The 23,177-nt window shown below is 55.1% G+C and carries 21 protein-coding genes; all 21 read left to right on the top strand.

All coding sequences use genetic code 11. The annotated features are described in order from the left end of the window. Positions 1-38 precede the first annotated feature (38 nt). On the top strand, positions 39-356 hold the full coding sequence (rnpM, locus tag RB620_RS07145; protein WP_308093059.1) for an RNase P modulator RnpM: 318 nt from the start codon (positions 39-41) through the stop codon (positions 354-356). Next, positions 346-699 (top strand): L7Ae/L30e/S12e/Gadd45 family ribosomal protein, encoded by a 354-nt coding sequence (locus RB620_RS07140; protein WP_308093234.1) that lies wholly within the window; start codon positions 346-348, stop codon positions 697-699. Before rnpM ends, RB620_RS07140 begins: the two co-directional genes overlap by 11 nt. Next, entirely contained in the window at positions 668-3,439 is a 2,772-nt protein-coding gene (gene infB, locus RB620_RS07135; RefSeq protein WP_308093057.1) for a translation initiation factor IF-2, read from the top strand. Before RB620_RS07140 ends, infB begins: the two co-directional genes overlap by 32 nt. Positions 3,440-3,446: 7 nt before the next feature. Beyond that, positions 3,447-3,803, top strand: coding sequence for a 30S ribosome-binding factor RbfA (gene rbfA / locus RB620_RS07130; protein WP_308093055.1), 357 nt, complete (start codon positions 3,447-3,449; stop codon positions 3,801-3,803). 26 nt (positions 3,804-3,829) lie between these two features. Beyond that, entirely contained in the window at positions 3,830-4,789 is a 960-nt protein-coding gene (locus RB620_RS07125) for a DHH family phosphoesterase (RefSeq protein ID WP_308093054.1), read from the top strand. Between the two features lie 2 nt (positions 4,790-4,791). Beyond that, positions 4,792-5,700: a tRNA pseudouridine(55) synthase TruB gene (gene truB, locus RB620_RS07120; RefSeq protein WP_308093053.1), complete on the top strand. Its 909-nt coding sequence runs from the start codon at positions 4,792-4,794 to the stop codon at positions 5,698-5,700. 39 nt (positions 5,701-5,739) lie between these two features. Beyond that, positions 5,740-6,690, top strand: coding sequence for a bifunctional riboflavin kinase/FAD synthetase (locus tag RB620_RS07115; RefSeq protein ID WP_308093052.1), 951 nt, complete (start codon positions 5,740-5,742; stop codon positions 6,688-6,690). A gap of 182 nt (positions 6,691-6,872) precedes the next feature. Next, entirely contained in the window at positions 6,873-7,142 is a 270-nt protein-coding gene (rpsO, locus tag RB620_RS07110) for a 30S ribosomal protein S15 (RefSeq protein ID WP_042160574.1), read from the top strand. A 108-nt stretch (positions 7,143-7,250) separates the two neighbouring features. After that, positions 7,251-9,356, top strand: coding sequence for a polyribonucleotide nucleotidyltransferase (pnp, locus tag RB620_RS07105; RefSeq protein WP_308093050.1), 2,106 nt, complete (start codon positions 7,251-7,253; stop codon positions 9,354-9,356). Positions 9,357-9,526: 170 nt separating this feature from the next. Next, the gene (locus tag RB620_RS07100; protein WP_308093048.1) at positions 9,527-10,534 is read left to right on the top strand and encodes a polysaccharide deacetylase family protein; all 1,008 of its coding nucleotides are present in this window, start codon (positions 9,527-9,529) and stop codon (positions 10,532-10,534) included. 75 nt (positions 10,535-10,609) lie between these two features. After that, a complete protein-coding gene (locus tag RB620_RS07095; protein WP_308093046.1) occupies positions 10,610-11,875 on the top strand; it encodes a M16 family metallopeptidase in 1,266 nt (421 codons plus the stop codon). Further along, positions 11,856-12,302, top strand: a complete 447-nt coding sequence (dut, locus tag RB620_RS07090; RefSeq protein ID WP_308093045.1) for a dUTP diphosphatase — start codon at positions 11,856-11,858, stop codon at positions 12,300-12,302. The genes RB620_RS07095 and dut overlap by 20 nt, the downstream gene beginning before the upstream one ends. Before the next feature lie 142 nt (positions 12,303-12,444). Beyond that, on the top strand, positions 12,445-13,344 hold the full coding sequence (dpsA, locus tag RB620_RS07085; RefSeq protein ID WP_308093044.1) for a dipicolinate synthase subunit DpsA: 900 nt from the start codon (positions 12,445-12,447) through the stop codon (positions 13,342-13,344). Further along, entirely contained in the window at positions 13,341-13,931 is a 591-nt protein-coding gene (locus RB620_RS07080) for a dipicolinate synthase subunit B (protein WP_308093043.1), read from the top strand. The genes dpsA and RB620_RS07080 overlap by 4 nt, the downstream gene beginning before the upstream one ends. A 30-nt stretch (positions 13,932-13,961) precedes the next feature. Beyond that, positions 13,962-14,996, top strand: a complete 1,035-nt coding sequence (locus RB620_RS07075; RefSeq protein WP_308093042.1) for an aspartate-semialdehyde dehydrogenase — start codon at positions 13,962-13,964, stop codon at positions 14,994-14,996. Positions 14,997-15,061: 65 nt separating this feature from the next. Continuing rightward, complete coding sequence (gene dapG, locus RB620_RS07070; RefSeq protein WP_308093040.1) at positions 15,062-16,276, top strand: aspartate kinase; 1,215 nt, start codon at positions 15,062-15,064, stop codon at positions 16,274-16,276. Positions 16,277-16,319: 43 nt separating this feature from the next. Beyond that, complete coding sequence (gene dapA, locus RB620_RS07065) at positions 16,320-17,195, top strand: 4-hydroxy-tetrahydrodipicolinate synthase (RefSeq protein WP_308093038.1); 876 nt, start codon at positions 16,320-16,322, stop codon at positions 17,193-17,195. Positions 17,196-17,449: 254 nt separating this feature from the next. Continuing rightward, entirely contained in the window at positions 17,450-19,132 is a 1,683-nt protein-coding gene (locus tag RB620_RS07060) for a ribonuclease J (RefSeq protein ID WP_308093037.1), read from the top strand. Between the two features lie 187 nt (positions 19,133-19,319). Next, entirely contained in the window at positions 19,320-20,141 is an 822-nt protein-coding gene (locus RB620_RS07055) for a ClpP family protease (RefSeq protein ID WP_308093035.1), read from the top strand. Beyond that, on the top strand, positions 20,138-20,356 hold the full coding sequence (locus RB620_RS07050; protein ID WP_308093033.1) for a YlzJ-like family protein: 219 nt from the start codon (positions 20,138-20,140) through the stop codon (positions 20,354-20,356). Before RB620_RS07055 ends, RB620_RS07050 begins: the two co-directional genes overlap by 4 nt. A 65-nt stretch (positions 20,357-20,421) precedes the next feature. Next, complete coding sequence (locus tag RB620_RS07045) at positions 20,422-23,169, top strand: FtsK/SpoIIIE family DNA translocase (protein ID WP_308093032.1); 2,748 nt, start codon at positions 20,422-20,424, stop codon at positions 23,167-23,169. The last annotated feature ends 8 nt before the right edge of the window (positions 23,170-23,177 follow it).

Genomic DNA, 23,177 nt, shown 5'->3' with positions numbered 1-23,177 from the left:
TGGCAGCGTAAGCAAGCCGTTAAGAAGGAGGGTGTGCGTTGAGACCGAGAAAAGTACCGCTTCGCAAATGCGTCGCCTGCCAGGAAATGATGCCGAAGAAGGAGCTCATTCGGATTGTTCGGACACCGTCCGGCGAAGTCGCGATCGACCTGACCGGCAAGAAGGCCGGGCGCGGCGCGTATCTATGCGGCAAGGTGAGCTGCTTCAAGCTCGCGAAGAAGACGAAAGCGCTGGACCGGGCGCTGAAGCAGCCAGTCGGCGATGATATATATGACGCGCTTGAGAAGGAATTTATCGCGGTGGAAGACCAGTTCATCGCCGCCAAGGAGCTGGAATCCGATGACGATGAAGCCTGACAAGGCGTTGTCCGCGCTTGGCATGGCCATGCGCGCCGGCAAGCTGATAACGGGCGACGAGATCGTGCTGAAGGCGGTCAGAGGGGGCAAGGCCCATCTGGTCATTCTAGCCGGGGACGCATCTCCGAACACCAAAAAAAAATTTCAAGACAAATGCGGCACCTACGGTATACAACTCGCCGAAGCATACGACAGGGAACAGCTAGGAAAGGCGATTGGAAAGGCCGAACGCGTCGTTCTTGCCGTTACCGATATGCAATTCGGAAAAATGATCGGAAATCATCTGAGCCAAAATACGGAGGTGGATCCTATTGAGCAACAAACAGGACAGCAAGGACAATAAAGACAAGCTTCGCGTCTATGAATACGCGAAGTCGCTAAATATGAGCAGCAAAGAAATTATTACGATTCTTAAGCGGCTGAATTTGCCCGTCAACAACCATATGAGCGTCATGGAAAACGAGATGGTTCATAAGGTGGAAGGATTCTTCCGCGACATCAAGGCTAACGCCGCTGCCAAGCGCGCGCAAGAAAGCGGCGGCGCGGCCGTATCGGCGCCGGCGCGACCGCAAGCCGCGCAGCAGCAAGGCAATCGCGGCAACACAACTCAAGACAGACAGGGGACAATGAACTCTATTAATACGAAAACGCAACCTTCAGAGCAACAACAGCAACCAAGAGACCAGCAGCAACGCGAACAAAGACCGCAACAGAACAACCGCCCATCCGGCCAAGGCCAAAGCGGCCAAGGTCAAGGCGGAGGCAACCGTCAAGGCGGTCAGTCCAGCCAAGGCGGAGGTCGGCCTTATAGCGGCGGCCAAGGTCAAGGCCAGGGCCAAAGCGGAGGAAATCGTCCTTCCGGCGGTCAAGGCGGATTCCAACGTCAGGGCGGCCAAGGAGGACAAGGCGGCCAGGGCGGCAATCGTCCTAGCTACGGTCAGGGAGGATCAGGCGGTCAAGGCGGCAATCGTCCTAGCTACGGTCAAGGCGGTTCCGGCGGCCAAGGCGGCAACCGTCCGCAAGGCGCTGGCGGCGGTAACGCTAATCGCAGCGGCGGTTTCGGTGGCGGCCAAGGGGCGAATCGCCCTAGCTCGGCTCCTCAAGGCCAAAGCCGCAGCTTCGATTCGCGTCCTGCTCCGGCGCGTACCGGCGGCGGATCGGACGATCGCTTCAACAAAGGCGGCGGCGACCGCTTCAACAAAGCGGGCGGCGGAAATACGAAGCGCTTCGAGGACGGACGTTCCGGCGGATTCAACAAAGGGAACAACCGCGGCGGCAAAGGTCGCGGAAGAGGGCATCAACAGCAGCCTCCGCGCGAGAAGATCGACAACACGCCGAAGAAAATCATCGTTCGGGGCACGCTCACGGTAGGCGACCTGGCCAAGCTGCTTCATAAGGACGCTTCCGAAGTGATCAAAAAGCTTCTCTTCCTCGGGGTCATGGTAACGATCAACCAAGAGATCGACATGGACGCGATCATGCTGATCGCGGGCGAATACGGCGTTGAAGTCGAAGTGAAAATTCCTGTGGAGGAAGATTCCTTCGAAACGGTCGAGGAAACGGATGAGGAAGAGGATCTGCTCGTTCGTCCGCCTGTCGTCACGATCATGGGTCACGTCGACCACGGCAAAACGACGTTGCTCGACGCCATCCGCAAAACGAACGTAACCGGCGGCGAAGCAGGCGGCATCACGCAGCATATCGGCGCATATCAAGTCGAGATCAACAACAAAAAGATCACGTTCCTGGATACGCCTGGCCACGAAGCGTTCACGCTCATGCGGGCGCGAGGCGCGCAGGTAACCGACATTACGATCATCGTGGTCGCGGCCGACGACGGCATCATGCCGCAAACGGTCGAAGCGATCAACCATGCCAAGGCGGCAGGCGTTCCGATCATCGTCGCGGTCAACAAAATCGATAAACCGGAAGCGAATCCGGATAAAATCAAGCAAGAAATGACGGAATACGAGCTTGTGCCGGAAGAGTGGGGCGGAGATACGATCTTCGTGGAAGTATCCGCGAAGCAGCGCATCGGTCTCGAAGGTTTGCTGGAGATGATTCTGCTTGTTGCGGAAGTCAACGAATTTAAGGCGAATCCGAACAAACGCGCCAGAGCTACCGTAATCGAAGCTGAGCTGGACAAAGGCAAAGGTCCCGTTGCGCGGATCCTCGTGCAACACGGCACGCTTCGCATCGGCGATGCTTTCGTAGCGGGCAACTGCTTCGGACGAGTACGCGCCATGGTGAACGACCGCGGCCGTCGCCTCAAGGAAGCGGGACCTTCCACGCCGATCGAAATTACGGGCTTGACGGAAGTGCCTCTTGCAGGCGATCCGTTCATGGTATTCGAAGACGAGCGCAAAGCGCGCGCGATCGCCGATCGTCGCGCCATCAAACACCGCCAATCCGAGATGGGCGCCAATACGCGCGTTACGCTGGACGATCTGTTCAGCCACATTAAGGACGGCGAGATCAAGGATCTGAACGTCATCATCAAAGCCGACGTTCAAGGTTCGTCCGAGGCGCTTAAGGGCTCGCTCGCGAAGATCGACATCGAGGGCGTTCGCGTCAAAATCATTCATAGCGGCGTAGGCGCCATTACGGAATCCGACGTTATTTTGGCGGCAGCTTCAAATGCCATCGTCATCGGCTTTAACGTTCGTCCGGATCCGCAAGCGGAAGCGACGATCGCGCAAGAAAAAGTCGACGTGCGCATGCACCGCGTTATCTACAACGTAATCGACGAAATCGAGCAAGCGATGAAAGGCATGCTGGATCCGATCTTCAAAGAGGTCGTCATCGGCCATGCCGAAGTCCGCAACGTGTTCAAAGTGACGAAGGTCGGCGCGATTGCCGGCTGCATGATCACGGACGGCAAAGTGACCCGTTCGGCGGAAGCCCGCGTCATCCGCGGCGGCATCGTCGTGTATACAGGCAAGATCGATACCCTCAAGCGTTTCAAGGACGACGCCAAAGAAGTCGCCCAAGGCTACGAGTGCGGTATAACGCTCGAACGCTTTAGCGATATTAAAGAAGGTGACACGATCGAAGCCTTCGTCATGGAGTCGGTAGAGAGGTGATTAACGAATGGCAAAAGTACGAGTTGGCCGCGTAAGCGAGCAAATCAAGAAAGAGCTTAGCCAAATCATTCAAATGGAGCTGAAGGATCCGAGAATCGGGTTCATTACCGTCACGGGCGTAGAGACGACCAGCGACTTGTCGCAGGCGCGGATCTATCTTAGCGTACTCGGCAGCGACGAGCAGAAGGAAGCGACGCTCAAAGCGCTTGCGAGCGCAACCGGATTCCTTCGCTCCGAGCTCGGCAAACGGATGAAGCTTCGCCACACGCCTGAGCTGCTGTTCAAATTCGACAGCAGCATCGAATACGGCAGCCGGATCGAATCGTTGCTGGACGAAATCAACAAAGGGAACAGCACGAAGTGACCCCGGGCGAAAACAAAGTTGCGTCGTTGAAAGAAGCATTGGCCTTCATTGAAGGCCATGTTTCCTTTCTTGTGGTTTCTCATGTTCAGCCGGACGGTGACGCAATCAGTTCCACAGCCGTCGTTGCATGGCTGTTGAACAAACTAGGCAAAACCGCCGTTCTTGCGAATGAAAGTTTGCTGCCTTCACGGCTCTCGTTCCTTCACCGTTTCGACGAAATCCAGTCGCTCAAACAGACGAAGATCGAGGGAACCTATGATGCGGTAATCGCGGTCGACTGCGCGGATTTCCGCAGAATCGGCGAGTTATCGGCGTTATTCGCGCCGAACGCCGCGTTGTTGAACATCGACCATCATCCGACGAACGACGGTTTCGGTACGGTAAACGTCATACAGCCGGAAGCGGCGGCTACCGTCGAGATTTTATACGATTTGATCGAACAGGCCGGTATCGCATTGGATTTGGATTGCGCGACCGCGATTTATACCGGTCTTTTAACGGATACCGGCGGATTCCGTTATTCGAATACAAGTCCGCGCGTCATGGAGATTGCAGCAAGCTTGCTTGCGGTCGGCGTCTCGGGAAGCGAGCTCGCGGATCATTTGCTCGAGAAGATGACGATCGGCAAGCTGAAGCTTTTGCAGACGGCGCTCAGCCGGCTTACGTTCTCGGATAACCTAGAGATCGGGTGGCTGTATATGACGAAGGACGATCTCCGCGAGTGCGGCGCGGTTCCGGAGGATCTGGAAGGCATCGTCAATTACGCCTTGAACGTGGACGGCGTCGAAGTCGGCATTCTGTTCAAGGAGACGGAAGCAGGAGCGGTGAAAGCCAGCCTGCGGTCGGCCGGGAAGGCGGACGTCGCGGCCATCGCCCAATCCTTCGGCGGCGGCGGACATGTACGCGCTTCGGGCTGCACGCTCGAAGGACCGATTTCGTCGGCAACGGCATTGCTGGTCGAAGCAGTCAGAAAGGCGTTGGTATAAGGATGGACGGCATATTAGCGGTATGGAAGCCGGCAGGCTGGACGTCGCATGACGTCGTTGCGAAGGTAAGGCGGATGCTGAAGATGAAGCGGATCGGACATGCGGGCACTCTCGATCCGATGGTTACAGGCGTGCTGCCGCTATGCCTCGGACGTTCGACGCGAGTCGTCGAATACGTGCAGGACCGTCCCAAAGCTTATGAAGCCGTTCTGAAGCTTGGCATCGCGACGGATACCGAAGATATGACGGGCGAAGTTTTGAACTCGGAGACCGTTAGGCGTTTGTCGAAGGAGGAGCTCATGAGCGTCCTGGAGCGATTCTTAGGCGAGATCGAGCAGGTTCCGCCCATGTTTTCTGCGGTGAAGGTCGACGGCAAGCGGCTTTACGAGCTTGCCAGGGAAGGCAAGACGGTGGAGCGAAAGTCTAGGAAGGTTCGCATTTACCGAATCGAGCTGGGATCATGCGAGCTGGAGATGGAACAGCCGGAAATTACGTTTGCCGTCGAGTGCTCCAAGGGAACGTACATCCGTACGCTTTGCGTCGACATAGGCAAGGCGCTTGGCGTGCCGGCCGCGATGAAGAGCCTGACGAGAACGATGTCGGGGGGAATTACCTCCGAGCAATGCCTGACGCTGGAGCAGATCGAAGCCATGCAGGCCAGCGGCGAGCTTGAGGATCGCCTCATAGCGCCGGAACAGGCGATATCGCATATTCCCGCAGCGGTCGTGACCGAGGAAGCCGCGGCGAAGGCGCTTCGCGGACAGAAACTTTCGCTGAAGTCTGCGTCTGTCGATCGTGCTTGGAACCAAGGGGAATTGTTTCGCGTCATGGACGAGAGCGGACAGTTCATCGGCATTTTCGAATGCGATATGGACATATACGGCTTGCGGCCGGTGAAAGTATTCTCGTAAATTAATACTACGTTTAACGGAAATGCAGGTGTAATCGCGGTGGATATCATACCTATCAGTTATCCTTTTACGAATATGGCAGAGCCGTCGCAAGTTAAGCCGGTCTCGATCGCAATCGGACACTTCGACGGCGTACATCGGGGACATCAAAACGTGATCAAACAGGCGGTTGCCGTCGCTCGCGGGCAGGGCATGCTCGCAGCGGTCATGACGTTCTCCCCGCACCCGAAGGAAGTGCTCGGCCACGGGGATCATTACTTTAGCTGCTTAACTCCTCTCCAGAAGAAGAAGGAGTTGTTCGAGCGGCTAGGCGTCGACGTGGTGTACGTCATGCGCTTCGACTTGGCTTTCGCGGCCGTGTCGCCCGGCGAATTCGTCAGCGGCGTCCTTCGTCCGCTCGGCGTGAAACATGCGGTCGTCGGTTTCGACTTCACTTTCGGCAGCAAAGGCGCAGGCAACGCAACGACGTTGATGGAGCTTAGCCGGCCGGATATCGACGTCAGCATCGTGGAGCCGCTATACGAGAACGGCGTGAAGGTAAGCAGCACGTATACGCGCGAATCGCTCGAGGAAGGCAATCTAGCGCTTGTTAGCACGCTGCTCGGCAGGGATTACGAAGTGACTGGAACCGTAGTCCATGGCGACGGAAGAGGCCGAACGATCGGCTTCCCTACGGCCAATCTCGAGCTGAGTGACGCTTACGTCTCGCCGCGCCTCGGCGTCTATGCGATAACCGCCCACATCGGAGGCGAAATCCATAGCGGCGTATTGAATTTCGGCATGAAGCCGACATTTAATACTGGCGAGATCAAACCGGTTATGGAAGCTCATTTGTTCGGTTTCGACCAGGATATTTACGGCATAGAGATTTCAGTGCAATTCCGGGCGTTCATCAGGCCGGAGCAACGGTTCGGTTCCATTCAGGAGTTGATCGCTCAGATCGGCGCGGATTCCCGTAAGGCTCAAGAACTGCTGGAGCGGTTGACTTAGGTTTCCCGCCGAATCATTGCCTCGACAATGACTATCATGTATGCTATACTATTCAAAGTTGTGACTGGACAGGAGCCGAAAGGCTTCCAGCATGAGCTCGCAACCGAACCTTAGCTTGGTTGTCCGCTCTCACCGGCGGCAGCGAGGCTAACGGCGATTATGATAAGAGGAGGTGAACAAGGATGGCAATTACTCAAGAACGTAAACAAGAGCTGATCGAGACTCACAAGACGCACGCAAGCGACACGGGGTCCCCTGAAGTTCAAGTCGCTATCCTTACGGAAAACATCGTGAACTTGACGCAGCACTTGCGGGAGCACAAGAAAGATCATCATTCCCGCCGCGGTCTGCTCAAGATGGTCGGTCAACGCCGTAAGCTGCTGGCTTACCTGAAAAACAAAGACGTTAGACGCTACAGCGCATTGATTGAAAAACTCGGCCTTCGCCGTTAAACATGCGTAACAAAAAGCAACCTGATTGTCCTGCAGCTTAGGGATACGGGTTGCTTTTTGTAAACTCATAAGATTTTTCTAAAGTTAGATAAGAATGGAGGCTCGTGAATGATACATAAAGTTGAAATGACGCTTGGCGGCAGACCGCTGAGCATGGAGACGGGCCGTCTGGCGAAACAGGCGAACGCGGCTGTCACGATTCGTTACGGAGAGACGGTCATTCTTTGTACCGTTACCGCTTCATCGGAGCCGAAGGATCTGGATTTTTTCCCGCTGACGGTGAACTATGAAGAGAGACTATACGCAGTAGGCAAAATTCCCGGCGGCTTCATCAAACGCGAAGGCAGACCGAGCGAAAAAGCGATTCTGTCCAGCCGTTTGACGGACAGGCCGATTCGTCCGTTGTTCCCAGAAGGCTTCCGCAACGACGTCCAAATCGCGAACATCGTCATGAGCGTCGATCAAGACTGCTCGCCTGAGATTGCGGCAATGATCGGCACTTCAGCGGCGTTGTCGATTTCCGACGTCCCGTTTAACGGCCCGATCGGCGGCGTGATCGTCGGCCGCGTCGAAGGAAAGTTCATCGTCAATCCGACGGTGGAGCAAGAGCAAGCTACGGATATTTTCGTCGTCGTCGCGGGTACGAAGGACGCCATCATGATGGTGGAAGCGGAAGCGAACGAAGTGTCCGAAGAAGTGATGCTGGAAGCGATCATGTTCGGTCACGATGCGATCAAAGAAATCGTGGCGAAGATCGAAGAGCTGACGGCTGTCGCGGGCAAGGAAAAAATGGCTGTAAAGCTGCATACGGTTAATGCGGAAGTGAACGCCGCGGTACGCGCATTCGCATCCGAACGGCTTGTCGAGGCGATCAAAATCGCGGAGAAACACGCGCGCCAAGAGGCGATTGATGCCGTAAACGGCGACGCCGTTGCTCATTTCCAAGAAGTTTACGCGGAAACGCCCGAGCTTCTGTCCGATGTGAAGGAAGTGCTGTACGACATCGTGAAGGAAGAGGTTCGCCGCCTGATCACGCATGACAAGGTACGTCCCGACGGACGTTCGCTGGATGAGATTCGTCCGATCGAATGCGACGTTGCGCTGCTGCCGCGCACACACGGCTCCGGATTGTTCACGCGTGGCCAAACGCAGGCGCTTAGCATCTGTACGCTTGGCGCGATGGGCGACGTTCAAATCTTGGACGGCATCTCGCCGGAAGAGACGAAACGGTTCATGCATCATTACAACTTCCCTCCGTTCAGCGTAGGCGAAGCCCGTCCGCTCCGTCCTCCGGGACGCAGGGAGATCGGACACGGCGCACTCGGCGAACGCGCATTGTCGAAGGTCATTCCTTCGGAAGCGGATTTCCCTTACACGATCCGCCTCGTTTCCGAGGTGCTCGAATCGAACGGCTCTACCTCGCAGGCTAGCATTTGCGCAAGCACGCTGGCCATGATGGACGCGGGCGTGCCGATCAAGGCGCCAGTAGCTGGCATCGCGATGGGTCTGATCAAAGACGGCGACCATTTCTCGATTCTGTCCGATATTCAAGGCATGGAAGATCATTTGGGCGATATGGACTTCAAAGTGGCAGGTACGGCAGAAGGCGTAACGGCGATCCAGATGGACATTAAGATCGACGGCATCGATCGTGCGATTTTGCAGCAATCGCTTGAGCAAGCCCGCCAAGGCCGCATGCACATCCTCGGCAAGATGCTGGAAGTGATGAGCGCGCCTCGCACAAGCTTGTCCAAGTACGCGCCGAAAATCTTGACCCTCCGCATCAATCCGGACAAGATCCGCGACGTCATCGGCGCAGGCGGCAAAATCATCAACAAGATTATCGAAGAAACCGGCGTAAAAATCGATATCGAGCAAGACGGCATGGTCTTTATCGCTTCCTCGAACGAAGAGATGAACCAGAAAGCCAAATCGATTATCGAAGGCATCGTCAAGGAAGTCGTCATTGGAGAGATTTACCTCGGCACCGTGAAACGGATCGAAAAATTCGGCGTATTCGTCGAAATTCTTCCGAACAAAGACGGTCTCGTGCATATTTCCCAGCTGTCCACGGAGCGCGTAGCGAAATGCGAGGACGTGGTGAAGATCGGCGATCAAATTACGGTGAAAGTAACGGAGATCGACCAGCAAGGCAGAATCAACTTGTCGCGCAAAGTGCTCCTTACGCCTGAAGTGCCTACGGAATCCAAGTAATCCAACGGACAACCGAATATAAGCTTAAACTTAAGAGTCAGAGTCAATCTGCCTCTTTTTGTTTTTGTACGAGCTGCATAATCTTGTCCGCGCGCTCATAGGATTGTTCATAAACGCATATTGGCGCATAGGGCGCCATTATGGGACTGGATATGCTGGGAGTGGGAGATATGGCGCTGCGCAAAGCGACTGCGATTGCCGCAAGTATATTGATGGTTCTCGTATTTATTCGGCTCAACGGCGATATTCACGCATTCATCCATGCGGTCAAGGCAGGTGAAGACGCCACGTTCGCATTCGGTCCGCCATCCTTGTCGGAGGAGGAGAAGCGCGAGCTATATAACCGAATCGTTGCGGAGGCCGAGACCCGGTACATCGAACCGATCGACGCGCGAATCGACCGGGTATGGCGCGCCATTCCCGGCTATAACGGTCTTGCCGTCGATATTGAACGGACGTACGAAGAGGCGCTGAAGGCGCCAAGGATCGAACCTATTCCGTTCCGGTACAAGGAGATTGAGCCGCAGATCGGGCTTAAGGATTTGGGAGCGCAGCCGATCTACCGGGGCAATCCGAACAAACGGATGGTTTCGTTCATGATCAACGTCGCATGGGGCAACGAGTATTTGGATCCGATTCTGGAAACGCTCGCGCGCGAGAACGTGAAAGCGACCTTTTTCCTAGACGGTTCTTGGCTGAAGAAAAACGTCGACATGGCGAAGAAGATCGTCGATGCGGGACATGAGCTGTCCAACCACGCTTATTCCCATCCGGACATGAAAAACTTGAGCCGAAGCGACCAATATACGCAAATCGCGCGAACGGAGCAGCTGCTGAAGGAACAGCTTGGCATCGAGAATCGTTGGTTTGCACCGCCTTCGGGTTCCTATAACGGAGCTACCGTTCAAATCGCGAAGGAGCAAGGACTGCAGACGGTATTGTGGACGATCGATACGGTCGATTGGATGAAACCTTCGGCGGAGTCCATCGTCCGTAAGATCGATGCGAAGCTGGAGCCGGGCGCGCTTATCCTGATGCATCCAACGGCTTCCTCGCGCGATGCGCTCGCCGGCATGATCGCCAGCGCCAAGGCGAAGGGCTACTTCATCGGAACGGTCAGAGAGACTCTGTCTTCGGAACGCACGCCGGCCGTTGTTGAGGGCGGGGATGGATTCTGATATAGTGATATCATTCATGTTAGACGAATGTTTCGACCACATTTTGTTACATAACAATATTTAGGGGGACGCTTGGTGAACAAATACGAGCTTAGCAACGGTCTGCGCGTTATGGTGGAGAATATATCTACCGTTCGTTCCGTTTCATTCGGCATTTGGGTGAAGACGGGCTCGCGCAACGAGACGAAGGAAAATAACGGGATTTCGCATTTTATCGAACATATGCTGTTCAAGGGAACGGAGAAACGTTCGGCGAAAGATATCGCGGACCTTTTCGACGGAATCGGCGGCAACGTGAACGCATTCACGGCAAAGGAATACACCTGTTATTTCGCGAAAGTGCTGGATGAGCATCTTCCGCTCGCCGTGGACGCGTTATCGGATATGTTCTTCCATTCGCAGTTCGACGAGCAGGAGCTAGCCAAAGAAAAAAACGTGATTCTCGAAGAAATCGCGATGTACGAGGATACGCCTGACGACAAGGTCCACGACGAAGCCTCGCGTGCCGCGTTCGGCGACCATCCGCTTGCGTATTCCATCCTTGGGCTGAAGGATCGGCTGGAAGCGATGGGACCGGATACGCTTCGCGGATATATGAATGAACGCTACACAATCGAGAACACGGTCATCAGCGTTGCCGGAAACGTCGAAGAAGCGAAGCTGCTTGCGATGCTGGAACAATACTTCGGAGCTTTCTCGCGACGTTCGCAGCCCGTCGTCCATACGGCGCCTAGCTTCCATGGAGATTATATTTTCTATAAGAAAAAGACGGAGCAGAATCATCTCTGCATCTCGTTCCCGGGCTGCTCGAACGCCGACCCGCTGCTTTATCCGATGGTGCTGCTTAACAATGCGCTCGGCGGCGGCATGAGCTCCCGCCTGTTCCAGGAAATCAGGGAGAAGCGCGGACTTGCTTATTCGGTTTATTCCTATCATACGGGTTATGCCGATTCCGGCGTATTTACCGTTTATGCGGGAACGGCTCCGAAACAAACGAAGGACGTGCTGGAGCTGACGATGGAGCAGCTGCATGAGCTTTCCGTGAAGGGGCTTGGCGAGGACGAACTTCACCGGGGCAAGGAGCAGCTGAAGGGTTCGCTTATTTTGAGTCTCGAGAGCACGAGCAGCCGAATGAACCGGATTGGCAAGAACGAGCTCATGCTTGGCCGCCATTACACGCTCGACGAGCTGCTTGCGCGCATCGACAACGTGTCGATGGACCATATCCGCGAAGTAACCAAGCGGATGCTTGCGGTTCCTTTCGCGGTGGCGACGGTCGGCACGACGGACAAGGAAATCGCCGGACTGAGGAGGGATCAGCTTGTACCAGGTGCTGTTTAAGAGGCTTGAAGGCAACGAAGACATCGCGATCCCCCGCAAAATGTCCGAATGGGCGGCCGGCTTCGATTTGCAAGCCGCCGTCGGCGAGCCTGTCGTGCTTCAGCCGGGAGAGCGCAAGCTGATCCCGACGGGCTTCGCGATGGCGATGCCGAGCGAGCTCGAAGCGCAGATCCGCCCGCGCAGCGGGCTGGCATACAAACACGGCATCACTTGCCTGAACTCGCCGGGCACGATTGACGCGGACTATCGCGGAGAAGTGAAGGTGCTGCTCGTGAATCTCGGGCAGGAACCGTTCGCCATCACGCGAGGCGAGCGAATCGCGCAGATGGTGTTTCAGGTTGTTCCCCAAGTGGCGATCGAGGAAGCGGCGGAGCTGCCCGATACGGTCCGAGGAGCCGGCGGCTTCGGTCATACCGGCGTTAAGTAATAAGCTGCATACTAATGTAGGGATAAGCAGACCGAGCGGCGAAAGCCGCTCGGTTTTTTTTGTTGCCCGCAACCTTTCACCCCGCTTTGGGCGATGGCATAAGATGGTTTATACCTATTTGCTTAGAAAGGAGTGAAGCCTGATGCTTACAGGCGTTCAAGTGCTTATGCTCGGCGGCGATGCTAGGCAGCTCGAAGTCATACGCAAGCTGAGCGAGCTGGACGCTTCCGTAACGGTATGCGGCTTCGACGGCCTTCATTCGTCATTGGACGGCGCGGTTCACGCGGAGTTTGAAGAGGCGTTGTTCGAGGACGCGGATGCGCTGCTGCTGCCTGCCGTCGGCACCGACGACCATGGCCTGATTCATGCGGTATTCAGCGATCGGGAGATCGTGCTGACCGAACAGCATATGGCAAAACTGCCTCCGCACTGCGCGGTATATACCGGCATGGCGAAACCTTATTTGAAACAATTGTGCCAGCAATTCGGGCTTAAGCTTGTCGAATTGTTCGACCGGGACGACGTTGCGATCTACAACTCCATTCCGACGGCGGAAGGAGCTCTGATGATGGCAATCCAGCATACGGACATTACGATTCACGGCTCCCATTGCATGGTTCTCGGCTTCGGAAGGACCGGCTTTACGATGGCTCGCGCTTTACAGGGATTAGGGGCTAAAGTCAAGGTTGGCGTCAGGCGCTCTGAGCACTTTGCGAGGGCGTCGGAGATGGGTTTCGAGCCGTTCTACACGGGAGCTTTGCTGCAAAACGCGGGCAATATTGACTTGCTTTTTAATACAATTCCGACTATGATAGTCACAGCGCAAATTATCGCAAATCTACCATCGCGAGCGGTCATCATCGACCTCGCATCAAAGCCTGGCGGAACGGATTTCCGCTTCGCGGAGAAGCGCGGAATCAAGGCATTGCTCGCGCCCGGACTCCCCGGAATCGTCGCACCCAAAACAGCTGGACGTATCATAGCGGATTGCTTGGCACAGTTGATCATGGATGATACGAATAAGCGGGGGAATGGGAAATGAACTGGAATGGAATCACGGTAGGGTATGCGTTGTCCGGGTCTCATTGCACGTTTGCTGAAGTGATGCCGGAGATTAAGCGATTTGTCGATGCAGGCGCGAACGTGGTGCCGATCGTGTCGAATACGCTCATAACGACGGACACGAGATTCGGTACGGCCAAAGAATGGCAGGAGCAATTAAGAGGCATCACGGGCAACGAAATCATATCGACGATCGTACAGGCGGAGCCGCTCGGACCATCCAAGCTGCTCGACGTTCTTGCCATTGCACCCTGCACGGGCAACACAACGAGCCGTCTGGCGAACGCGATTACCGATAGCGCAGTGTTGATGGCGGCGAAGGCGCAGATGCGTAACGGAAGGCCGATCGTGCTGGCGATATCGACGAATGACGGTTTAGGGTTGAATGCCGCGAACATAGCGAAGCTATTGGTGGCTAAAAATATTTATTTCGTTCCGTTCGGCCAGGATAATCCTGTTCAGAAGCCCAATTCCTTGGTCGCAAGAATGGACCTGGTCATGGAAGCATGCGAAGCTGCGCTGCAAGGCAAGCAACTTCAGCCTTTGCTCGTAGAACGACATCTATGAATTGACTGAAGCGAAGGGAGTCGACAATACATGTCGAACCAGAAATTGTTTCATGTCGCCGTAGTCGGGGCGACGGGCGCAGTAGGAGAACAAATACTGAACTTACTGGATTCGAGAAACTTCCCTATCCAAGAGCTTAAGCTATTATCATCCGCTCGTTCAGCAGGCACCAAGATAACGTTCAAAGGCCGGGAGCTAACCGTCGAGGAAGCGACTCCGGATAGCTTCAAGGGAATTGATATTGCTTTGTTCAGTGCGGGCGGCGACGTCAGCAAGGCGCTTGCTCCGCATGCCGTCCGGCACGGAGCGGTATGCATCGACAACACAAACGCTTACCGCATGGACGAAAACACGCCGTTGGTCGTCCCGGAAGTGAACATCGGGAAGGTAGCCGAACATAAAGGCATTATCGCGAATCCGAATTGTTCCACGATCCAGATGGTAGCGGCTCTTAAGCCGCTCCAAGAACGATATGGCATTTCCCGCATTATCGTATCGACCTACCAAGCGGTATCGGGCGCGGGCAGCCGCGCGATCGACGAAATGCTTCGCCAGACGAAGGCAGCGCTGAACGGGGAAGTCGTGAATCCGGACATTCTTCCGGTCGGCTCGCTGCCCGTGAAACATCAGATCGCGTTTAACGCCATTCCGCAGATCGATAAGTTTCAAGAAAACGGATATACGCTCGAAGAGATGAAGATGGTCCGCGAGACCAAAAAAATATTGGGCGACGATTCCATCCAGGTTACGGCGACTTGCGTTCGCATTCCCGTCGTATACGGCCATTCGGAATCGTTGTATGTGGAACTGAAAAACGACTACGAGCTGGATGATGTCAAGCAGCTGCTGAAGGATGCTCCGGGCGTGACGCTCGTGGACGATCCGGCCAATCAGCAATACCCGCTTGCGACGGAGGCGGCAGGCAAGCCTGACGTTTTCGTTGGCCGCTTAAGACGCGATCTCGGACACGAGCGCGGTCTGAATATGTGGATTGTCTCCGACAACCTGCTCAAAGGCGCAGCATGGAACGCCGTACAAATCGCAGAACACATCGCAAAGGGTTAAGGACTTCATAAGCAACGGGTAACGCGCTGCTTCTCTTCATCGGCTGACGATAGGAGGCTAACGGCTTGCGAATCCTCGTACAGAAATTCGGAGGAACCTCGGTATCCAGCCAAGAAGCTAGAGAACGTGTTATTCAACATATTAAGAGAGAACGCGAGAACGGATATGCGATCGTTGTCGTGGTGTCCGCCATGGGTCGCAAAGGAGATCCTTACGCGACCGATACTTTGCTCGGGCTTGTCCGGGCAGGCGGCGATTATTTGCCCGCCAGAGAAAGAGATATGCTGCTTGGCTGCGGAGAGATTATATCCGCAGCCGTATTGTGCGGTATGCTGATTGCCAGCGGCATACCCTCTGTCGCGTTAACGGGAGGAAGCGCCGGAATCTTAACCGATGAAGGCTTCGGGGCCGCGCGGATTAAGCGTGTCCAGCCGGAGCAGCTGCTTCGCCACTTGGAGAGCGGCTCCGTAGCGGTCGTCGCTGGTTTCCAAGGCATATCTTCGCAGGGAGACTTGACGACGCTCGGACGCGGCGGAAGCGATACGACTGCCACCGCGCTAGGCGCGGCTCTGCGCGCGGAGATGGTCGATATCTATACCGATGTTAACGGCATTCTGACGGCGGATCCCAGATTCGTATCCGAAGCGAAGCCGCTTCCGGTCGTTAGCTACGCGGAGATATGCAATATGGCACGGCAAGGGGCGAAGGTCATCCATCCTCGCGCGGTCGAGATTGCGATGCAAGCGAAAGTCCCGTTAAGGGTCCGTTCCACCTTTTCGGAGGAGACGGGGACGCTTGTTACGGACGATCTATCGGCGGCGAATGCCCATTATGTCCGAGACAGGCATGTGACGGGAATCGCTCATGTATCCGGCATAACGCAAATCTCGGTTAAAGCGATCGAAGGCAGGAACGACATGCAGCTGCAAGTGTTCCAGACGATGGCGAGACATCATATCAGCGTTGATTTTATAAACGTTACGCCTAGCGGCGCATTATACACGGTATACGATCATGACGCCGAAATCGCGGAGATGCTGCTAAAGGAAGCAGGTTTTAGCCCGCAATTGAAACATGGCTGCGCCAAGATTTCCGTCATCGGAGGCGGCATGAACGGACAGCCGGGCGTGATGGCGCGAATTGTGGAGGCGCTCACCGAGCAAGGGATTTCGATCATGCAGTCGGCGGATTCCAATACCACGATTTGGGTGCTGGTTCGCGATTTCGATATGGCGGTCGCCCTGCGGGCGCTGCACGCGAAGTTCGATTTGCATTTATGACACAATAGACGGAATAATTGAATTATTTCTAGGAGGAGTCTCTATGGATTTCGGAAGATTGATTACCGCGATGGTGACCCCCTTCGACGCAGAAGGGCAAATCGATTGGCAAACTGCCGGTACACTAATCGACTATTTAATTGACGAACAAGGCAGCGACAGCTTGGTTGTTTCCGGCACGACAGGCGAGTCGCCTACCTTGACGGAAGAAGAGAAGCTGAAGCTGTTCGCATTCGCCGTCGAACGCGCGGCAGGGCGCTGCAAGATCATCGCCGGTACGGGCAGCAACGATACGGCCCATACCATCCATCTAACCAAATCCGCCGAGCAATGCGGCGTGGACGGCATTCTGCTGGTTGCGCCATACTATAACAAACCTTCGCAGGAAGGCTTGTACCGGCATTTCAAGGCGGTTGCCGAAACGACGACGCTGCCAATCATTTTGTACAACGTGGAAGGCCGTACGGGAGTGAACATTTCGGTCGATACGACGCTTCGCCTTGCCCAGCTCGACAACGTAGTCGCAACGAAGGATTGCGCTTCTTTGGAGCAGCTGATTCAAATTGTTAGCGCCGCTCCTGAGGGCTTCAACGTATACAGCGGGGATGACGGGATGACGCTTCCGGCGCTGGCCGTTGGCGCATACGGAATCGTTAGCGTAGCCAGCCATATCGTCGGACTCGGCATGAAAGATCTGATCAACGCTTACGTTGCGGGGAACGTAGAGGAAGCAGCGAGGCTGAACGGGAAGCTTTTCCCTGTATTCAAAGGGCTATTCCATTGCCCGCATCCGGTACCGAACCCCGTTGCTGTGAAGTACGCGCTCTCCTTGAAAGGTTTGCCGGTAGGCGGTGTGAGGCTGCCGCTAGTCGAAGCGAACGAAGCCGAACAGGCTTTCCTGCGCAATTTGATCCAATAACCGCATATTCCGACAAGCAAAGGGCCGATGCGTTCAGCATCGGTTTTTTATTTTGGGAAATCCTAATCCGTACACGAATAATGGGTTGCACTTGTATTCCAGCTTTTTCTTCATGTATAATGATCACAAGTGATTGGGTGCGGCAAATAGAATCATTTCAGTTCTTACCGTCAGAGCGGCATCTGGCGTTAACTGTAATACGAATAAACGGATAGATCATGAAGAATTACACTTTGTAGGAGGTATAGATACACTTGTCAAAGAAAAACAACAACCAAGATAAGCTGCTTATTTTTGCGCTAGGCGGAGTAGGCGAGATCGGTAAAAATATGTACGTTATCCAATACAACAACGATATCGTTGTGGTGGATTCGGGATTGAAGTTCCCGGAAGAGGACATGCTCGGCATTGATATTGTCATTCCGGATATTTCCTATCTGACGGAGAATCGCGACAAGGTTCGCGCCATTCTCATCACGCACGGACACGAAGACCATATCGGCGGTTTGCCATATGTGCTGAGGCATCTGAACGTTCCGGTGTACGGAACGAAGCTGACGCTCGGATTAATCGAAGGCAAACTGAAGGAAGCCGGCTTGCTGGGCGAGACGAAGCGCATTCTGATCAACGCGGATTCGGAAATCCAGCTGGGTTCGATCCGCGCGACATTCTTCAAAACAAATCACAGCATCCCGGATTCCGTCGGTGTCTGCCTGGACACCCCGGAAGGCATCGTCGTTCATACGGGCGACTTCAAATTCGACCATACGCCGGTGAACGATCAGTTCGCCGACTTGCAGCGGATTGCCGAAATCGGCAGCCGAGGCGTACTGGCGCTTCTGTCCGATAGCACGAACGCCGAACGTCCCGGATATACGCCGTCGGAGAGCAAGGTAGGGGACGAGCTGGAAGACATCTTCCGCAAATCCACGCAGCGCGTTGTCGTTGCGACCTTCGCTTCCAACGTACACCGGATTCAACAGATTATCAACGCTTCGATTGCAACTCGCCGCAAGATTGCAGTCGTAGGCCGCAGCATGGTGAACGTCGTAGGCATCGCATCCGAGCTCGGATATTTGAATATTCCGGAAGGCATGATCATCGAACCGGAAGAAGTAAATAAGCTGGCTGCCGATCGCGTCGTCATCCTGTGCACGGGCAGCCAAGGCGAGCCGATGTCGGCGCTTACGCGCATGGCGCGCTCAACGCACCGTAAGGTTGACATTCTTCCTGGCGACACGGTTATTATTGCCGCTACGCCGATTCCGGGCAACGAACGTTACGTAGGCCGCACAGTGGACGAGCTGTTCAGACTTGGCGCCAACGTCATCTACGGTCCGGGTTCCGTCTCGGGCGTCCACGTATCGGGTCATGGCAGCCAAGAAGAACTAAAACTGATGCTTAATCTGATCAAGCCCAAATACTTCATTCCGATCCACGGCGAATACCGCATGTTGCGCCTGCATGGCAGGCTTGGCGAAGCGATCGGCATGGAGAAGGAAAACATTTTTATCGTCGATAACGGCGATACGGTCGAATTCCAAGGCGGCGTAGCGCGCAAGGGATCCAAGGTTCAGGCGGGTAACGTCCTGATCGACGGGCTTGGCGTAGGCGACGTAGGCAATATCGTATTGCGCGACCGCAAGCTGCTGTCACAAGACGGCATCCTTGTCGTCGTCGTAACGCTTAGCAAGCAAGACGGCACGATTCTGTCCGGCCCGGACATCATTTCGCGCGGTTTCGTCTATGTACGCGAATCGGAAGGGCTTTTGGACGAAGCGAACCGCATCGTTACATCGACCTTGAACAAACTGATGAACGACAAAGTAAACGAGTGGGCATCGCTCAAGACGAACGTGAAAGACGCGCTTGGACGTTTCCTCTACGAACAAACACGCCGCCGCCCTATGATATTGCCGATCATCATGGAGGTATAGTCGGATATAACCCATCACGATTCGAGCATCGCTTCCCTTACCGGATTACCGGACGGGAAGCGATTTTTTTTTGCGTTGAAACGTTAGCTTTGGCCTCCGAAGGACGCGGCACCGTTTGCGTTTGAATATTTTCCTGTAGGCACTCCATACTATGACAAGCTGTAGAACTTATTAGGGGGACTAACAGATGCCATACGAGCTATATGAGAACAAAGGAAACCAATCCGATCCGCAGGAGACGCAGCCTGATGAGAAGAAAAAATCGGCGGCAATCGAAAGCATTCAGCAGCTCGGCACCGTTGCTCCGCCCGTGCCGGCGGAATCGAATATATTTTGCATGACGATTATCGGGCAAGTGGAAGGACATCTCATTCTTCCGCCGCAAAACAAAACTACAAAATACGAGCATATCATCCCCCAGCTGGTCGCGGCGGAACAAAATCCAAAGATCGAAGGCGTGTTGATCGTGCTGAATACCGTAGGCGGAGATGTGGAAGCCGGCCTGGCCATCGCCGAGATGATCGCTTCCTTGTCGAAGCCGGCGGTTACATTGGTGCTGGGTGGCGGCCATTCCATCGGGGTGCCGATCGCGGTATCCGGCGATCGCTCCTTCATCGCGGAGACGGCGACAATGACGATTCATCCTATACGTCTCAACGGTCTCGTCATTGGCGTACCTCAGACGTTCGAATATTTGGACAAAATGCAGGAGCGCGTCGTCCGGTTTGTCACATCCCATTCGAATATTACGGAAGCAACCTTCAAAGAGCTTATGTTCAAAACAGGGGAGCTGACTCGGGATATCGGAACGACCGTTATCGGCGCGGACGCCGTGAAACATGGATTGATCGACGAAATCGGCGGCCTTGGGGAAGCGCTTAAGGAGCTGAATCGTCTGATCGACGGAAAACGTTCAATGGCTTCGGCAATGCCTGTGTCAGCGGCTGTTGCCGCGGGCACGATGTCGGCGACGGAATCGGCCGGTTTGGAAGCAGGTGCCCCGCAATGACGCTCCATACGATTATGCCGTTAGAACTTGTCCTGCAGGGATATGACGAAGAGATGGAACCGACGCTCGACGTATGGACCAGAGGCGTAAAAATGCAGGTCGCGCCTGTTGCCCCGGGCTATGGCAGGATTGTACGACTGCTCGAGTGTACGCTCTACGATTATTTGAATCCCGCGCTCGCTCCAGGAAGCTTGATCCGATTCGACTTCGAATAGACGTTCGCAAGACAAATAGTCCGTCACCCGGAACTGTGCTATAATGGAAATCCGAGGTGACGGAATTGGCAAAGAAAAAGGGACGAAAAAAATCAATTGGTGCGCAATTAAAATATGAAGTATACGGCATCCTTATCATTACGGTATCGATAATCGCTCTGTCGGGCGAGGCGACCGTCGGCCGTGCTTTATCGAAGCTGTTCGGTTTGTTTTTGGGCAAGTTTTATTTCGTGCTGGCGCTAGTCGGCATCTACATAGGTCTTACAGTCATGGTCAAGCGGGCCTGGCCGCGAGGTTGGACGAATCGCAGGACAGGCTTGCTTATTCTTGTTCTCGCTTTTACTCTGAGCAGCTCCATCTCCGATATAAACGCAAGATTCCAAGGCGTTGAGCGGGAGACCTTGTCCGGCGGGGTCATTTTGGGCACGCTCAGCCAAGGCTTGCAGGATCAGCTGCTGTCATCTTCGTCGGAAGGCGTCGACGAGGTTTCGATTCAGGATAAGCCGATAAGCGGCGGTTACGTTGGGGCGTTGCTGTTCGCAATGTTGTTCTCATTGTTTGGCTACTATGGCGCGATTATTATCGATTTTGTCATGTTTGCGATTTCGCTTATGCTCATCACCGGCAAATCGTACGTCGAGCTTATGCGCTTGGCGCGCGCGAGGTTCGTTCGTATGGTGAAGCTGCTGAACGCGAAACGAAGCAGTCGCAAAGCGAAGCGGGAAGCGGCCGCGGGCGCGGCCGCAGCTGCGGTTCAGCCGGGCGGATTCGATGACGATGGAACGATCGAGGACGACGATCAGTATGCGAAGGTACAGCCGAAGAAACGGAAATCGCTCTTTTTCTCTTGGCGTCATGACGATGACGAAACGAAGGATGGCGACCAAGACGAGGACGAATGGGAATTGTCACGGAGGGAAGAGGAACGATCGAGCCAGCCGCAAAATTCGGCGTGGGAGAGCGGAATGGACCATCAGCCTTGGGAGAAGACGGGAGAAGCCTACACGCAAACGATCGGCAATTCCCCAACCGACAGCGATGACGATTTGCCGCCATGGGCGCAGCATGACGATCGCAACGACGATGCAATAGACGCAAACATGCAGGGGCAACGATCGTCGATGGAAAACAGCGAACTGCCAGAGCAAGGATGGGGAGACCCGGATTGGGTTGCCCCGCATGGCAACGACATCCATGATGATCGATCGGTAAGCGAACTGCCGATGGATCTGGACCCGACGGCAGGCGGCGAGGACGAATTCGAGGACGAATCCCGCCTCGCTTCCCTCAGGCCCGAAGATGGATCTTCGGATCAATCCGAAGCGCAAGCAGCGCCGCGCAGGCCGATCGGGGAAGATTCGGCGGCAAGCGGAGCAGTTCCGGCTCCAAAGCCATACCGGTTGCCGCCGTTTACGCTGCTTCAGAAGCCGGTTGGCCTCAGCAGAGGTTCAGACGCGACGGATATGTACGATTCTCGGCGTAAGTTGGAAGCGACGCTGGAGAGCTTCGGCGTACGGGCCAAGGTACTGGATGTCGTGAGAGGACCGGCCGTAACGCGTTACGAAGTGCAGCCGGCAACGGGAGTTAAAGTAAGCCGTATCGTAGGCTTGACCGACGATATCGCGCTGGCGCTCGCGGCCAAAGACGTTCGGATGGAAGCTCCAATTCCAGGCAAATCGGCGATCGGCATCGAGGTGCCGAACATGGAGGTATCCGTCGTCACCATGCGCGAAGTCATGGAGACGCCGGCGTTCCAGAGCTCGGCCTCTAAGCTGTCCATTGCGTTCGGGCGCGATATTTCCGGGCAGACGATCGTGGGCAATTTGGCCAGAATGCCCCACTTGCTTGTAGCCGGCGCTACCGGTTCGGGCAAATCCGTCTGCATCAACGGGATCATAACAAGCATCCTGTACAAAGCCAAGCCCGATGAAGTGAAGTTTCTGATGATCGACCCGAAGATGGTCGAGCTGAACGTCTACAACGGCATTCCGCATTTGCTCGCGCCGGTCGTGACCGATCCACGCAGGGCATCGCTGGCATTGAAGAAGATCGTCGTGGAGATGGAGAAGCGATACGAGCTGTTCTCCAAGTCGTCCACGCGCAACATTGAAGGCTACAACACGCTTATGGCCGACAACCTGGCTGCCGTATTGCCTTACATCGTCGTCATCGTAGACGAGCTTGCGGATCTCATGATGGTCGCGGCGAACGACGTCGAGGATTCCATTGCAAGGCTGGCGCAGATGGCGCGGGCGGCGGGCATCCATCTGATCATCGCGACGCAGCGCCCTTCCGTGGATGTCATTACGGGTGTCATCAAAGCGAATATTCCTTCTCGGATCGCGTTCGGCGTGTCGTCGCAAGTCGATTCGAGGACGATCCTCGATATGGCCGGCGCGGAGAAGCTGCTCGGACGGGGAGACATGTTGTTCTTGCCGGTCGGCATGTCCAAGCCGATTCGCGTGCAGGGCGCGTTCTTGTCCGACCAGGAAGTCGAGGCTTTGGTTGGTTATGCGCGTGATCAGGGCGTAGCGGAATACAAGGAAGATTTGGTGCCAGAGATCGATACGGAAGCCGAAGGCGAAGACATGATGCTGGACGAGCTGTTCGATCAAGCCGTGCAGATCGTCGTGGAAGCAAAGCAGGCATCCGTTTCCCTGCTGCAGCGCAGAATGCGCGTCGGCTATACGCGCGCGGCTAGGCTGATCGATCAAATGGAAGCGCGTTCGATCGTAGGTCCTTACGAAGGCAGTAAACCGCGCGAGGTGCTCATGTCACTCGAACAGTTCCAGGCGAGCCGGATTAGCTCGTAAGCCGTCTC

Origin of the sequence: Paenibacillus sp. LHD-117, from assembly GCF_030929555.1 — a bacterium.
In the GTDB taxonomy this organism is placed as follows: Bacteria; Bacillota; Bacilli; order Paenibacillales; family Paenibacillaceae; genus Pristimantibacillus.
The sequence above is the reverse complement of the archived record's forward strand: the minus strand, read 5'-3'. Positions and strand labels throughout refer to the sequence as shown.

Coding starts and splice junctions, on each gene's coding strand:
- RB620_RS07075 (WP_308093042.1), top strand. CDS start 13,962: ATGTCGAACCAGAAATTGTTTCATGTCGCCGTAGTCGGGGCGACGGGC.
- RB620_RS07100 (WP_308093048.1), top strand. CDS start 9,527: ATGGCGCTGCGCAAAGCGACTGCGATTGCCGCAAGTATATTGATGGTT.
- rbfA (WP_308093055.1), top strand. CDS start 3,447: ATGGCAAAAGTACGAGTTGGCCGCGTAAGCGAGCAAATCAAGAAAGAG.
- RB620_RS07080 (WP_308093043.1), top strand. CDS start 13,341: ATGAACTGGAATGGAATCACGGTAGGGTATGCGTTGTCCGGGTCTCAT.
- dpsA (WP_308093044.1), top strand. CDS start 12,445: ATGCTTACAGGCGTTCAAGTGCTTATGCTCGGCGGCGATGCTAGGCAG.
- RB620_RS07140 (WP_308093234.1), top strand. CDS start 346: ATGAAGCCTGACAAGGCGTTGTCCGCGCTTGGCATGGCCATGCGCGCC.
- RB620_RS07050 (WP_308093033.1), top strand. CDS start 20,138: ATGACGCTCCATACGATTATGCCGTTAGAACTTGTCCTGCAGGGATAT.
- RB620_RS07055 (WP_308093035.1), top strand. CDS start 19,320: ATGCCATACGAGCTATATGAGAACAAAGGAAACCAATCCGATCCGCAG.
- truB (WP_308093053.1), top strand. CDS start 4,792: ATGGACGGCATATTAGCGGTATGGAAGCCGGCAGGCTGGACGTCGCAT.
- rpsO (WP_042160574.1), top strand. CDS start 6,873: ATGGCAATTACTCAAGAACGTAAACAAGAGCTGATCGAGACTCACAAG.
- dapA (WP_308093038.1), top strand. CDS start 16,320: ATGGATTTCGGAAGATTGATTACCGCGATGGTGACCCCCTTCGACGCA.
- pnp (WP_308093050.1), top strand. CDS start 7,251: ATGATACATAAAGTTGAAATGACGCTTGGCGGCAGACCGCTGAGCATG.